This is a genomic window from Desulforhopalus glucosivorans (assembly GCF_054397165.1).
The window spans coordinates 4400098-4414460 of record NZ_AP044854.1 but is presented as its reverse complement, the minus strand read 5'-3'; the positions used below and the strand labels follow the sequence as shown (position 1 = coordinate 4414460).

Genomic DNA, 14363 nt, shown 5'->3' with positions numbered 1-14363 from the left:
TAAGCAAAAGGGGGGATTTTGTTACCTGGGTTAATTTGCCCAAAGGTTTTTTACGCTATATGGTGATCCGGGAGGCGCAAAATACGCACCATCCAAAAAACGATGGTCGCGATCAAGCTCACTAAGGGCGGTCATATCGCCATCAGTTATCTTCAGACGGGAGGCTTCAAAGTTCTCTCGCAGCCTTGTAGGGTGGGTGGATTTTGGAATAACAACGGTACCCCGTTGTAATCCCCAGGCAAGAACAATCTGGGCTGGGGTCGCCTGGTATTTGGCTGAAAGATCAGTTATAAGAGGGTGTCGCAGGATATCAAACCCTTTGATCTCTTTTCTCTGTGCTGAACCTAAGGGGGAGTAGGCAGTGAGGTGCACTCCTGTTTCCTGACAGTGACGAACCATTTCAGCTTGTTGCAAAAGGGGGTGTAGCTCGATTTGATTAACAAAGGGTTGTATCGATGCCTGGGACTGCAGTTCTTTGAGTCTTGGGATACTGAAATTTGAGACTCCAATGTGGTTGCATAACCCCTTTTTTACCATCTTTTCCATGGCACGCCAGGTCTCAATGATGGGCAGCTCTTCTAGGGGGATAAACTGCTCAGGTTTTTTGGGAAAGGTGATATCAGCGCGAAAGGCGACGGGCCAATGGATGAGGTAGAGATCAAGGTAGTCGAGTTGCAGGTTTTTGAGACTGCGTTCAAGGGCTGGCCGAACATGTTTTGGCGCGTGAGCATTATTCCATAGTTTTGAAGTTACCCAAATCTCCTGGCGCGTGACTGTTGTATCCTTGATGGCGCCGAGAAGTGCGACACCAATATCTTTCTCATTGTTGTAGATTGAGGCGCAATCGATATGACGGTAGCCTGTTTCCAGGGCTGTTTTTACAGCAGCCTCGACCGCACCTTTTTTCGATTTCCAGGTACCAAGGCCCATGGAGGGTATTGTGGTCAATCCACCTGTCGGTTTTACTGTCATAGCTACCCGGTTAACAAGATATCAGTGAGGTCGCTTTTCACATCAATAGGTCTTTGGGTGGAAACAGGCGACCTGACATCCATCAACTTCCACAAGTTCCGGAGCCTCCTTGGTACACTTTTCTGTCATCGATGGACAGCGTGGATGGAAGGTACAGCCGGATGGCGGGGCTATGGGTGATGGGAGTTCGCCTCTCAGGACAATCCTCTCCTTGTTTCTAAAAGGGTCAGCCACGGGTGTTGCGGACAATAGGGCCCGGGTATAGGGGTGGCGCGGCTTACTGAAAATATCATCTCTTAAGCCAGTTTCAACGGGTTTACCCAGGTACATGACCATAACTTCATCGGCAATATGTTTCACCACTGACAGATCATGACTGATGAACATATAGGCCAGATCAAATGTATCCTGCAGGCTGGCAATAAGATTGAGGATTTGGGCCTGGATAGATACGTCGAGGGCAGAAACAGGTTCATCAAGGACAATGATCTGCGGGTTGAGCATCAGGGCACGGGCAACAGCAATCCGTTGACGTTGACCACCTGAGAACATATGAGGATACCGATCATAATGTTCAGGACGGAGGCCCACAAGGCTGATCATTTTAAGGGCCGCTTCCCTTCGTTCTTCCTTGGACTTGTTTGTGTTAACAAGAAGCGGTTCTTCAAGGGAATGGCCTATTTTTTGCCTCGGATTCAGTGAACCATAAGGGTCTTGAAAAACGATTTGCACTTTCTGACGGAAACTCTGGTGGGTGGAGGAGCTCGCGTTTGCAACATCCTCGCCACCAATGTTCAGTGTGCCGGCTGTAGGTGTCTCGATCATGGTTACGAGACGTGCCATTGTGGACTTACCACAACCAGATTCTCCGACGATGGCAAGGGTTTTACCTTTTTTCAGTGTAAAACTTGCGCCGTCAAGCGCCTTGAGTATGGCTGGAGACTTGAAGGTTCCCCGGTCTATTTGGTAGTGACGCTTTAAATCCACTGCTTCGAGTACTACTTCACCGCTCATGCCTTCACCTCGCCTGGATAATTAGTCGGTTTTCCATCCACAACCGGGTAGTGGCATAGGGATCTACCAAGTTCATGCTTTGCCGGTACAGGTGGTTCTTTGCGACATTTGTCAGTTGCGTACTCACAACGGGGCGAGAAGAGGCAGCCTTGAGGTTTATCAAACTGACCTGGGACAACTCCTGCGATGGATGGTAGAATCTTAGATTCCGAGCGTTCGGGCAGGGAGTTGAGCAGTGCCTGGGTATATGGGTGGTGCGGGTTGGAAAAAAGCCCCTTAACCGGCTGTTTTTCAACCTGCTGACCAGCATACTGTACAACAACACGTTCAGCCGTTTCTGCGACCACTCCCATGTCATGGGTAATAAGAACGAGGGACATGCCCTTTTCTTTTTGCAGCTTTAAAAGCAGGTCAAGTATCTGTGCCTGGATGGTCACATCAAGGGCTGTGGTTGGTTCGTCGGCAATCAGGAGTTGGGGATCGCAGGAAATAGCCATTGCGATCATCACCCGCTGGTTCATTCCACCAGAGAGTTGATGAGGGAAGGCGGAAAGTCGTTTTTGTGGCTCAGGAATACCCACCAGATCGAGAAGATCAATGGCCCTTTTCTTTCTCTGGGCCCGGTTCATGCCGAGATGGATTTTTAATGACTCGGTTAACTGGAAACCAACTGTGAAACAGGGATTAAGGCTGGTCATCGGTTCCTGGAAGATCATCGCCATCTTTGAACCGATAATCTTTCGTAGTTCAGCCTTTGGGATGGTTTTCAGGTCCTGACTATCAAAGGAGAGCTTATCGGCTGTAACCGTTGCTGTCCATGGAAGCAGCCCCATAAGAGCAAGCATGGCAACGGATTTACCAGATCCAGACTCTCCAACGACGGAGACAATTTCTCCGGGCTCAATATGGAGTGATACCCGATCCACCGCTGTAAATTGACCGCCTGCAGTCTGGAAAGAGACGGTAAGATTTTCTATTTCAAGTAATGGCATGTGCAATTATGATCGTTTGAGTTTCGGATCCAAGGCATCCCGTAGACCATCACCCATAAGGTTAATGGCAAGAACAGTGGTCAGAATGGCAACACCGGGGAAGGTGACAACCCACCAGGCCCTGAGTATGAATTCTCTGGCCTCCGCGAGCATCGTTCCCCACTCGGGAGTCGGTGGCTGTGCACCCATTCCAAGAAAACCAAGTGCGGCAGCATCGAGGATGGCTGTTGAAAAGCTAAGGGCAGCCTGGACGATGAGTGGCGCCATGCAGTTGGGTAGGATGGTGATAAACATCAGACGCAGGGTTTTAACACCGATAACACGTGCTGCGGTTACATAATCCTTTGTCATTTCAGAAAGTACCGCAGCCCTTGTCAGTCGAACATAGTGGGGTTGCTGTACAATGGCGATGGCGATCATTGCATTAATCAGACTGGGTCCTAAGATAGCCACAAGCACCAGGGCCAATAGGAGACTTGGAAAGGCGAGGACCACATCCATTATTCGCATAATGAAGGTATCAACCTTGCCCCTGAAAAAGCCTGCAATAAGACCGAGTATCACCCCGACCACCAGCGACACAGATACGACAATGCAGCCGATAAAAAGGGAGAATCTGGAGCCATATATGAGCCTTGAGAGCATGTCTCGACCGATGGCATCAGTGCCTAAGGGAAATTTTAATTCACCACCGGTTTGCCAGAATGGCGGTTGAAGTAAGGCGTCCCGGTACTGTTCGTTGGGAGCATGTGGAGCAATAAAGTCAGCGAAAAGAGCGATCAGAACAATGCCGATGAAAAAAAACAGGCCAATGACGGCCCCTCGATTTTCACTGAAATATGACCAGAATTCAATAAGAACAGCCCTGTATCCGGTTGGGCGATCATCAACTATTTCTTCAACTTCTAAAGTTGTCTCAGTCATTATGAGTCCGTATGACGAATTTGTGGATTAATTAATCCGTAAAGCAGATCAACAGCTAGGTTAACAAGCATGACAATGGCAGCAATGAGGAGCAATCCTCCTTGAACTGCGGAATAATCACGTCTGAAGATCGAATCGACCATCCATTTTCCAATACCGGGCCAGGAAAAAATGGTTTCTGTTAGAATTGCCCCGGCAAAAAGAACTCCGACCTGGAGACCAATAACAGTTATAACTGGAATCAATGCGTTACGAAGGGCATGAAATCCAATAACCCGTTGTGGTCCAAGTCCTTTGGCTTTTGCCGTGCGGACATAGTCTTCACTGAGTACCTCAAGCATGGCTGACCTTGTCTGTCTTGCGATGACCGCAAGGGGGATAGTGCCAAGTACAACTGCTGGAAGTATTAAGTGAGAAACGGCAGAACTAAAGGCACCTTCTTGACCGGAGAGGAGACTGTCAATGAGCATAAACCCTGTCACAGGCTCAAAGTAATACAGCAAAGAAATACGTCCGGAAACGGGAGTCCAGCCAAGGATACCTGAGAAAAAAATGATCAGCAGAAGTCCCCACCAGAATATCGGCATAGAATAGCCCGCAAGGGCACCGGTCATCACCGTATGGTCAAAAGTTGATCCTCGTTTGGTTGCTGCAATCATTCCAGCCGGAAGTCCAAAAAGGATTGCGAGGAACATTGCGCATACAGAGAGTTCAACTGTTGCAGGAAAGAGCGCGCCAAATTCTTCGAGTACCGGTTTTTTGGTGATTATAGATGTGCCAAAATCGCCATGGGCCAGGTCTTTTAGATAATAACCGTATTGGACAAGAATCGGTTTATCGTAACCCATTTCTGCCATGAGTATGGCATGTCGCTCGTCACTCATGCCGCGTTCACCAGCCATGAGCATGACAGGATCCCCTGGCAGAAGACGGATGAAAATAAAAGCGACGAGGGTAACACCAAAAAATGTTGGGAGGATAACACCCAGTTTTTTTATAAAATAAAGAAACATGTATGAGTTCTCAGGGAAAGATATCAGCAAGAAAAGGCCGGGTAGTTTCCCACCCGGCCTCTGGTTCAGCTAAGAATCCTATTTCAGATCAACACCATAAAAGATGTGTCCGCCGAAAGGATCGATACGGAAATCAACAACTTCTTTACGTACTGGTTCAAAAACAACTGAGTGAGCAATGGTGGCCCATGGAGCCTGCTCTTTGAAGATAACCTGAGCTTCTTCGTACAGCTTGGTACGCTCGGCTGGGTCAGCTACGATTTTTGCTTTCTGGATAGCATCTTCAAATGGCTGATGACACCATTGTGCACGGTTTGCAGCACCTACTCCATCACAACCAAGAAGTACGGCCATGAAGTTATCTGGATCTCCATTATCTCCGGTCCATCCAAGAAGGACAGCACCGTCACGATCCAGGTCTTTAGAGCGCTTGAGGTACTCACCCCACTCGTAAGAAACGATCTCTACCTTTACGCCAACCTCAGCAAAATCAGCCTGAAGTAGTTCTGCCATACGTCTGGCATTTGGGTTGTAAGGACGTTGAACAGGCATTGCCCAGATGTTCATTTTCAGGTCTTTAACGCCTTCAGCTTCTAGAGCTGCTTTGGCTGCAGCTGGATCATAAGTATCATCTACAACAGCTTCATTATAAGACCAGATAGTTGGTGGAATTGGATTCTTTGCTTCTTTTCCAGCACCCTGGAAGACTGCTTCAATGATTGCTTTTTTGTTGATTGCTTTGTTAAGAGCTTTACGAACTTTGACATTATCAAATGGAGCAACCTTGGTGTTGTACGCCATGTAACCAACATTCAGACCTTCTTTTTCAAGAAGATTGATGTCAGCGTCTTTTTTCATAGCTGCAAGATCAGCTGGGTTTGGGTATGGCATTACATGACACTCACCGGCTTTAAGCTTCTGGTAACGAACAGATGCGTCAGGTGTGATTGCAAATACTAAATTATCAATAGCTGCTTTGCCCTGCCAGTAATCAGGATTGGCTTTGTAACGAATAACTGCATCTTTTTGATACGCAACGAGTTGGAAAGGTCCTGTTCCTACAGGCTCAAAATCGATGGTTTCGGGAGTACCAGCTTTCATCATGTTATCAGCATACTCAGCTGAGAAGATTACTGCGAAATCCATCCCAAGGTTTGCGATCATTGGTGCTTCAGGACGATTAAGTATAAATTTTACTGTATAGTCATCAACCTTAACGATGTCTTTAATAAGAGTTTGCATGGACATGCTGTTGAAGTACTCATAGGAAGCACCACCAACTTTGTGGAATGGGTGCTCTGCATCAAATTGTCGCATGAATGTGAAAACGACATCGTCTGCGTTAAAATCACGGGAAGGTGTAAATGCTTTAGTTGTGTGAAATTTTACGCCGTTACGAAGATGAAAGGTGTATTCAGTGCCGTCCTCAGAAACATCCCAGCTTTCTGCTAGACCTGGAACTACTTTGGTTGTTCCCCTTTCGAACTTAACAAGACCATCATAAATCTGTCTAGAAGATGCATCAAAGGTTGTTCCTGCGGTGTAAAATGCTGGGTTAAAACCCTCTGGGCTACCTTCGGAACAGTAGACCAAGGTCTTGCCAGCACCACTTGCATTCATTGACGCCAGTAGTAAGGTGGCACCGCAGAAAGCCGAAATCAGATTCTTCGTTTTAATCATAGTCCTAATCTCCTCTTTTTATTAATAGCAGACCCCCCATTGATGCCATGGTCCGCAGTTTGACATCCCTATATGTAAACACCAGGTTGGCTTTTTTGTCGACCATTAGTGTAAACAGTACGCATACTAGACGTTTATATATAAATAGTAAAATAGAATTAACTATTTTTGGTAATAATGAACTGATTCCTGTTTTTCAATCTTTCCAGCTTGAATATGGGTTATTGACGAGGTTAGCGTTGTAGTATCGCGCGTCCCCTGTCACTTCTTTCCCGATCCACTCAGGAATATCAAAGGCTTGATCAATACTTTCCAGTTCGATCTCTGCAAAGATGAGTCCTTTGTTTTCTCCTTTAAAAACGTCAACTTCCCAGATAAACCCTTCATGTGGGATCTTGTATCTTGTCTTTTCAATAAGTGGTTTATGGCAGAGTTGCTCAAGCATTTCTTTGGCATCTGTGTAGGGAATGTCATACTCAAATTCCAGTCGCTTCCCATCTACAGTGGGTCCCTTGACAGTGATAATACCCCGCTCACCTATGGTGCGGATTCTTAGACTTGGGCTATTTCCAGAGCTAAGGTAGCCCTGGCAATATTCTTTCCCCTCTCCAAGATTTTTCCAGCTATCATTACTTATAAGGAATTTTTTCTCTATTTCATGTCCCATATGGGTCTCCTGTATGACCGTTTTGACGTCGTTTTTTGGCAACTTCAATTGCAGAATAATTCAGGGTGGCGTGCACCGTTAAGACAGGGAAGAGCAGAGCAATTGCAAAGATATTGATGATGGGAATCATACTGATAAGTGCTGGTAAAACACCAATTCGAAATGATGGACTACTGTGGGTGTACAGCCAGTTGATCTTTCTTCTCAGCCCCCACCTGCGCCTTGAAGCCGGGTAGTCGATGAACATGAGCGCTGAGTAGTAGGTATAGAGTAAAAATACGGCAACCTGGCCAATTGCCGGTATAAAATTGATAAAGAGGGCAACGATAGTAATCAGAATACCGAAACAGGCGATTTTAACTCCCTCAAAGATATCAATGAATATGCCAGAGAGGGTAAAGGCAGCATCCGGGTCGAAGTCTTTACCAGCATGGATGCGTTCAGCAGAGCTGCTAAGAAAGGCGTAACCGGGCGTTGTCAGGGTGTAGGCCACAAGAAAAGCCAGGTAAAAAGAAAGAATTTTCGCAACAAGGTTATACAGCCAATGACCTGCAACAAAGGCCTTATTTTGTATCCAGCCAAGTATGGTGCCGGGGTCAGCGCTTCCGGTAAGGAACTGCGCCCCCAGGTCATCAAGAAAATCAATGGCGAATTGATATCCGACCCATGTGAGGAGGATAGTGAGAATGACGAGGAGAGAACTCCAGGCAAAAAGACGCTTGCGGCTGAGTATTAGCCATAGACTACGGGACATTGGTTGCCATGGGGCGACCGGCCCATGGGCGACATGGTGTTGCTTTTCCATCATATTTATTGGTATAACGACTCAGTTATGTTGAACTTCTTTAAATTATGCTTTGGTTTTTTACATTGTTGTAATGTTTTTTTCGGAGACCAATGCGCCAAACCTCATAGATGATAGGTATTTTTACTCATCTGTAAAGGTTTGCTTACTCTCTTTTCTACAACTTGACCACGTTCTGATTATGAGTCTTACAGGTAAAAAGAAAAATAAAACTGTCTATGTCTGCCAGCAGTGTTCCTATAAAAGTTTAAAATGGCTAGGTAAGTGCCCGGAATGTGGAGAGTGGGAGACTCTTATTGAAGAAGTGGTTACTCCATCAGGAGCAAGCGTCGTTGCAGCAGGAAAACCGGTTCCACTCCATCTTGCTCCCGATGGAGATGAAGAACGAATGCGAACAGAGATTGAAGAACTTGACCGGGTTTTAGGAGGGGGGGTGGTTCCAGGTTCTGTTATTCTCATTGGTGGCGAGCCCGGTATTGGTAAATCAACGCTTATCCTGCACCTTCTTGAATCTATTGCTAAAAATAAGAACAACGTACTGTATGTCTCAGGAGAAGAGTCTGCAAGACAGATAAAAATGCGCGCCAACCGACTCGGGGCCATTCACCCGGGAGAATTTCTAGCCACAGAAAACGGGGTTGAGCAGATTATAGCCATGGCCAAAGAAATGCGGCCGGCGCTTCTTGCAGTAGACTCCATTCAGACCCTGACATGTGCAGAAGTCGCCTCCTCCCCTGGCTCAGTGACCCAGGTACGAGAGTCTGCATATAAACTTCTGGGTTTTGCCAAAAGCGAAAATATTCCTGTAGTACTCGTCGGTCACGTCACCAAGGACGGGGCCATAGCCGGACCCAAGGTGCTTGAACATATGGTTGATACGGTCCTTTATTTTGAGGGGGATCGAAGCCATGTGTTTCGTATTTTACGCACGGTAAAAAACAGGTTTGGCTCCACCAACGAGATCGGAGTTTTCGAGATGAAGGAAGAGGGGTTGGTTCAAGTATCTAACCCTTCAGAAATATTTTTGGCAGAACGGCCCCTTAATGAGCCGGGATCGGTTGTATTACCCAGTGTGGAAGGTACCAGACCGATTCTGGTGGAAGTCCAGGCTCTGGTCAGCCCGACAAATCTTGGAACGGCGCGGCGGACAGCAATCGGGGCAGATCAACAGCGTTTATCACTGCTCTGTGCGGTTCTTGAAAAGAAGGCTGGACTTGATATGTATGGCCATGATGTTTTCTTAAATATTGCTGGTGGTATGCGGATTGACGAGCCGGCGCTTGACCTTGGTGTGGTCTGTGCCCTCGCGTCCAGTCTTCTTGAAAAGACGATTCCATCCAACACCGTTGTTTGCGGTGAGGTGGGTCTTGCGGGGGAAATACGGGCCGTAGGCCAGATAGATGTTCGAGTCCGGGAGGCGGAAAGGCTCGGGTTTTCCCGTATTATTCTGCCGAGCAGTAACAAGGAGAGACTCAACTGGAAACCACGCATTGAGCTTGTGGGTATTTCCAATATGCACCAACTGATGGATATTGTCTTCAGGTAAAATGGCTGGTACTAGTATGATTACAGAGGAATTTGTGATAAATTGACAACAGTAACCTCGAAATGTAGGTAAAAAAAACTGCTAAAGGAGCAATTATGTCTGACTCTCACCATGAGCATCATGAAGACCATAGTGTTAATGTGAAGATCGCCATATTTTTTGTAGCTGTCATAGCTGTAATTACTTTTATTGGACTGATTAATTAGGACATGAACAGTTTGGGGCAGCTCTTCTTTTAGAGGATATGTTGTGAAATCGAGCGTGAAATTCTGGAAGATATTGAGACAAGGGTAACAATGCAGAAAGATGGACCAGTAAGAGAGGTTGTGATTTTGATGGCGGATATGGTCCAGTATTCGCAAATATCATCTGGTATGACACCTGTAGAAATCCGTGATTTTCTGGTGAGTTACCATGACCGTATTCATGAAATCATAGATAGCGAAGATAATTTCCCCTTAGACAGCGAGTCTTCAGCGGGAGATGGCAGCTTAATGATTTTTGATAAGCGGGAGGGTGAAGACCGAGCTGGAGTCTGTACCAGGGCCTTGCATGCTGCATTGCAGATGGCAGAGGCCATTGAGGAAGGGTCCCTTGCGCCTACCCGTATGGGCATCTTACTTGGAGAGATCACAGAGGCACAGATTGGTACTAAGATGGCTAAGTTTGGAGCCAGTTTTGCTGTAGCTAACCGCTTGGAAGAGTTGTGTGGTTATTTTGGTACAACCCTGCTTATGGACCGGGAGGTCGCACGGTATCAGAAAGGATATGAGAAGGATATTATCAACATGGCAAAGGTCAGTTTGACCAGCGTGTTGCATCCGATGAATATCTTCACCATCTATAAACCGGGCGTCCATTGCAATACTGATATTGATCAGGAAAAACTGCGTAGATTTATCTCCATGAAAAATGAGGCCATGGAGTTCTTCTGTGGCAATCTGCAACTGGGGATTATTCCTGATTTTCCACTTGTTCGTGATGAGTTGCTGGTCGCTCAGCGATATTTTAAAGAGCTCAACGGTAAAGCGGATGCCGGGATTGAGAGAATTTTAGAATACATCAGAGAAACCCCTTTTCCAGAGAGTGACTTTGACCGTCGTGGTATGAAGCTCATGGAAAAAAAGCGTGACTCCCTTGGTGAGCGATTATTCCACCTGTCTAAAGAACTCTTAAAGGCAATGGATCCTGATTTTTATCAGGCTCTGGTTGTCGATACCGCTTGGGAGCGGTTCTTTAAGCTTGAGTGGAAAAAAGCGGGGGAGGTCATTATCGAGATTGATAGCGTCCCAGATGGTATCTATTACCTTGATTCCGGGACTGCAGAAACATTCAATATGAATGATGAACTGCTCTCAACCATGGAGTCAGGTATGATTTTTGGTGAGATGGCATATTACGCAAAAGAAAAACGTCGTACTGCAACAGTGAAGGCTAAGTCGGATGTTGTTTTGAGAAAAATATCCACCCAGGACTTTGAAAAACTGCCAATAATCATCAAAATATTTGAACGAATTGCCAGGTCCAGACGGCAGGAAATTGTTATGGATCCAACGCGGCCTGAGGATAAAGCAGCATCACCATCCACCTGAGAGTCTCAGATGAATGGTGAGTTGGATTTGTTCTAATTATTTAGTTCCAAGTACGATATAGGTGGCAAAATTACCTGATCGAACCCGTAATAGAATTTTCCCTGATTCTTCTGCATTGCCTAAGACTTCGCGCAGGTCTTTGAGAGTATTAACAGGAACCCTGTTTATCTCTTCAACAAGTTGACCCGGTTTCATACCCGCTTTAGCGGCAGGACTTCCCTGTTCAACATTGCTGACAATAAGGCCACTTTCCACTTCATATTCAAAACGTTCCGCCAATTCTTTTGTGAGTTCTTGAAGGGTGAGGCCGTAGTCTTCAAGAGATTGAAGGTTCTTATTACTTGCCTGCTGATTAAAATCAGATGGTTGCTCACCGATAGTGACCTGAATTTTCTTTTCTCTTCCATCACGGATGACAAGCAGTACCGTCTTACTGTTCGGAGAAATGAGTGCTACCCGGTTACGCAGATCGGATACGTCATCAAGTACAGTGCCGTCGAGCTCAATGATAACATCCCCTCTTTTAATACCTGCTGCACTGGCTGGTGAGTCTTTTTGTACCTCGCTCACCAGAATTCCACCAGCCTGCTTGAGACCAAAAGAATCAGCAAGGTCTTTATCGACATTCTGAATGACGACACCGAGCCAGCCCCGGGTGACTTTTCCGTATTCCTTGAGCTGTTTTTCTATGGATTTTGCCATGTTAATCGGAATAGCAAACCCTATACCCATGTAACCACCGGTTCTTGAAAAAAGAGCAGTGTTGATGCCCACAGCCTCACCCCGTGCATTAATGAGTGGGCCTCCACTGTTACCTGGATTAATCGCAGCATCGGTCTGGATGAAATTTTCATACTCGTTGATGCCGACACTGTTTCTACCGGTGGCACTGACAACCCCCACAGTGACGGTTTGACTGAGACCAAAGGGATTACCAATGGCAATAACCCACTCGGCTACTTCAAGTTTTGACGAATCGCCTAAGGGTAAGACGGGGAGGTTCACAGCATTATCGATCTTTATAAGGGCGACATCACTTTGAGGGTCTGTACCTACAATGGAACCTGTAAACTCTCTTTTATCCGAAAGAGTTACACTTATTTTGTCCGCTCCCTCAACAACATGGTTGTTTGTGAGAATGTACCCTTTTTTATTGATTATAAAACCGGATCCCTGTCCACGCTGAACACGTTCGCTTGGCTGTTTCTTTTGCTGGCGGAACTGAGGGCCAAAGAACTGTTCAAAAAAGGGGTGATTAAACATCTCTTCAGTCCCAGGACTATTGTGATATTTCCCCGTAGTGGTTTTTTCCACCTTAATGTGCACTACTGCTGGCTTGGCCTTTTTAACCACGTTGACGAAGGCTTTGGAAGACCTGTCGAGAATAGCAATATCACTATTAACATCCGATTTCGCAATGGCCTGCCCTCCTGTAAGGAAGGTGCAGACGATGAAAAATGTTAGTAGGCCGAGAATGGGTGCGGCCATTTTTTTTCCTTCCATTATGTGTTCTCCCAATGTTGGCTCCTGAGGATGGTCCATGAACTATTTCATGGTGGTGATCCGGAGGGAGTCGGTTTTTTATAAATGTTAGGAGAAAAGGTAAACGTGTAGGCGGGAGCGTCAAGAAAGATTACTGAAATGTAATTTATGCCTGTAGCTGGATTTGGAGGGTGCATGAACCCCAATATAGTGTGAATACAAAAAAGCGCCCACTGAAGATCAGTGAACGCTTTTGAATAGATTGTGGGTAAATCTATAAAAATCTTTAATTAACTACGTATCATATCAGCAATCTGGAAGGCAACTTCAAGGCTCTGTTCGGCATTGAGTCGTGGATCACAGGATGTGAGGTAGTTGCTTCGGAGCTGATCATCATCAATATTGTGGGCGCCACCAGTACACTCAGTGACGTTATTTCCAGTCATTTCAAGATGGATACCGCCAGGAATAGTACCTTCGGACCAGTGTGTCTCGAAAAAGCAGGTAATTTCAGAGAGTATATCATTGAAATTACGGGTTTTGAGCCCTGACTTTGCCGTGTAGGTGTTGGCATGCATAGGGTCGCAGTTCCAGACTATGTTATGTCCCTCTCTTTTCATTTCTCTCAAGAGTGGTGGAAGAGCTTTTTCGACATTCTTCATGCCCAAACGGGTGATGATGGTGAGTCGACCCGCTTCATTTTCCGGATTGAGTATTTCAACCAGCCTTTTAACATTGTCCATGTCGTAGGTCGGTCCGAGTTTTAAACCGATTGGGTTATGAACGCCGCGAAGGAATTCAACATGGGCGCCATCAATTTGTCTGGTTCTCTCGCCAATCCATAGCATGTGGGCGGAACAATCGTACCAATTGCCAGTAATGTGATCCTGGCGGGTCATTGCCTCTTCATACTGAAGCAGCAGGGCTTCATGGGAGGTGAACAACTGGGTCTGGTTAATCTGGGGAGTATCGGCAGATATACCGATGGTTTCCATGAAATTGATAGCCTGGCTGATTTGCTTACCCAGACGGTCGTAACTTCGGCCCAACGGTGAACCCGCAACAAACTCCTGATTCCATGCCTGAACCCGCTGCAACGAACCAAAACCCCCCCGGGTGAAGGCGCGAAGTAAGTTCAAGGTGGAGGCGGCCATATTATAACCCTTGAGCATGTACTTAGGGTTGGGAATACGTGATTCAGGGGTGAACTCTGCACTGTTCACCATGTCGCCACGGTACGATGGCAACTCAACGCCATCAATGGTTTCCATGTCTGAGGAGCGGGGTTTAGCAAATTGTCCAGCAATACGGCCAACTTTGACAACAGGCTTACCACCAGCATAGGTGAGTACAACTGCCATCTGCAGCAGTACTTTTAGGGTTTCACGAATGTTAGGGGCCGTTACATGGCTAAAATTTTCAGAACAGTCACCGCCCTGCAATAAAAAGGCATCTCCCGTTACAGCCTTAGCCAGCAATGCCTTTAGCGAGCGAATTTCCCCTGCAAAAACGAGGGGAGGGAGTGTACCAAGATTAGTGAGAACCTTATCCACAGCCTTATCGTCTGGCCAGATGGGTTGTTGTAGTGCTGTGAATTCTTTCCAGCTTGACTTTGTCCAATTGTCTTGTCCTGTAGACATAGTAATCCCTTGAAATATTTATTCGTTGTTTATGTA

12 protein-coding genes are annotated in these 14363 nt (G+C 46.3%); 2 read left to right on the top strand and 10 right to left on the bottom strand.

Going from position 1 to position 14363, the window contains the following annotated elements; genetic code table 11:
- Window positions 1–30: 30 nt before the first annotated feature.
- The 8 genes from ACX6CI_RS18835 to ACX6CI_RS18800 form a co-directional block, all read right to left on the bottom strand.
- Entirely contained in the window at window positions 31–972 is a 942-nt protein-coding gene (locus ACX6CI_RS18835; RefSeq protein WP_458775206.1) for an aldo/keto reductase, read from the bottom strand.
- 42 nt (window positions 973–1014) lie between these two features.
- Window positions 1015–1986: a dipeptide ABC transporter ATP-binding protein gene (locus tag ACX6CI_RS18830; protein ID WP_458775205.1), complete on the bottom strand. Its 972-nt coding sequence runs from the start codon at window positions 1984–1986 to the stop codon at window positions 1015–1017.
- Window positions 1983–2978 (bottom strand): ABC transporter ATP-binding protein, encoded by a 996-nt coding sequence (locus tag ACX6CI_RS18825; protein ID WP_458775204.1) that lies wholly within the window; start codon window positions 2976–2978, stop codon window positions 1983–1985. The genes ACX6CI_RS18830 and ACX6CI_RS18825 overlap by 4 nt, the downstream gene beginning before the upstream one ends.
- A gap of 6 nt (window positions 2979–2984) precedes the next feature.
- The gene (locus tag ACX6CI_RS18820) at window positions 2985–3902 is read right to left on the bottom strand and encodes an ABC transporter permease subunit (protein WP_458775203.1); all 918 of its coding nucleotides are present in this window, start codon (window positions 3900–3902) and stop codon (window positions 2985–2987) included.
- On the bottom strand, window positions 3902–4915 hold the full coding sequence (locus ACX6CI_RS18815) for an ABC transporter permease subunit (RefSeq protein ID WP_458775202.1): 1014 nt from the start codon (window positions 4913–4915) through the stop codon (window positions 3902–3904). The genes ACX6CI_RS18820 and ACX6CI_RS18815 overlap by 1 nt, the downstream gene beginning before the upstream one ends.
- Before the next feature lie 78 nt (window positions 4916–4993).
- Window positions 4994–6595: an ABC transporter substrate-binding protein gene (locus ACX6CI_RS18810; protein ID WP_458775201.1), complete on the bottom strand. Its 1602-nt coding sequence runs from the start codon at window positions 6593–6595 to the stop codon at window positions 4994–4996.
- Between the two features lie 196 nt (window positions 6596–6791).
- Complete coding sequence (locus tag ACX6CI_RS18805; RefSeq protein ID WP_458775200.1) at window positions 6792–7262, bottom strand: CYTH domain-containing protein; 471 nt, start codon at window positions 7260–7262, stop codon at window positions 6792–6794.
- Window positions 7252–8070 carry an EI24 domain-containing protein gene (locus ACX6CI_RS18800; RefSeq protein WP_458775199.1) on the bottom strand — a complete coding sequence of 273 codons (819 nt, stop codon included), beginning with the start codon at window positions 8068–8070 and terminating at the stop codon, window positions 7252–7254. Before ACX6CI_RS18800 ends, ACX6CI_RS18805 begins: the two co-directional genes overlap by 11 nt.
- Before the next feature lie 70 nt (window positions 8071–8140).
- Between ACX6CI_RS18800 and radA the strand changes: the two genes are divergently transcribed.
- Both radA and ACX6CI_RS18790 read left to right on the top strand, forming a co-directional pair.
- Window positions 8141–9613, top strand: coding sequence for a DNA repair protein RadA (gene radA, locus ACX6CI_RS18795; protein ID WP_458775198.1), 1473 nt, complete (start codon window positions 8141–8143; stop codon window positions 9611–9613).
- A 296-nt stretch (window positions 9614–9909) separates the two neighbouring features.
- A complete protein-coding gene (locus tag ACX6CI_RS18790; protein WP_458775197.1) occupies window positions 9910–11205 on the top strand; it encodes a cyclic nucleotide-binding domain-containing protein in 1296 nt (431 codons plus the stop codon).
- 36 nt (window positions 11206–11241) lie between these two features.
- On the opposite strand, the gene ACX6CI_RS18785 is transcribed toward ACX6CI_RS18790, so the two are convergent.
- Both ACX6CI_RS18785 and ACX6CI_RS18780 read right to left on the bottom strand, forming a co-directional pair.
- Entirely contained in the window at window positions 11242–12708 is a 1467-nt protein-coding gene (locus ACX6CI_RS18785) for a DegQ family serine endoprotease (protein WP_458775196.1), read from the bottom strand.
- A 269-nt stretch (window positions 12709–12977) separates the two neighbouring features.
- Window positions 12978–14327, bottom strand: coding sequence for a class II 3-deoxy-7-phosphoheptulonate synthase (locus ACX6CI_RS18780; RefSeq protein WP_458775195.1), 1350 nt, complete (start codon window positions 14325–14327; stop codon window positions 12978–12980).
- Between the last annotated feature and the right edge of the window lie 36 nt (window positions 14328–14363).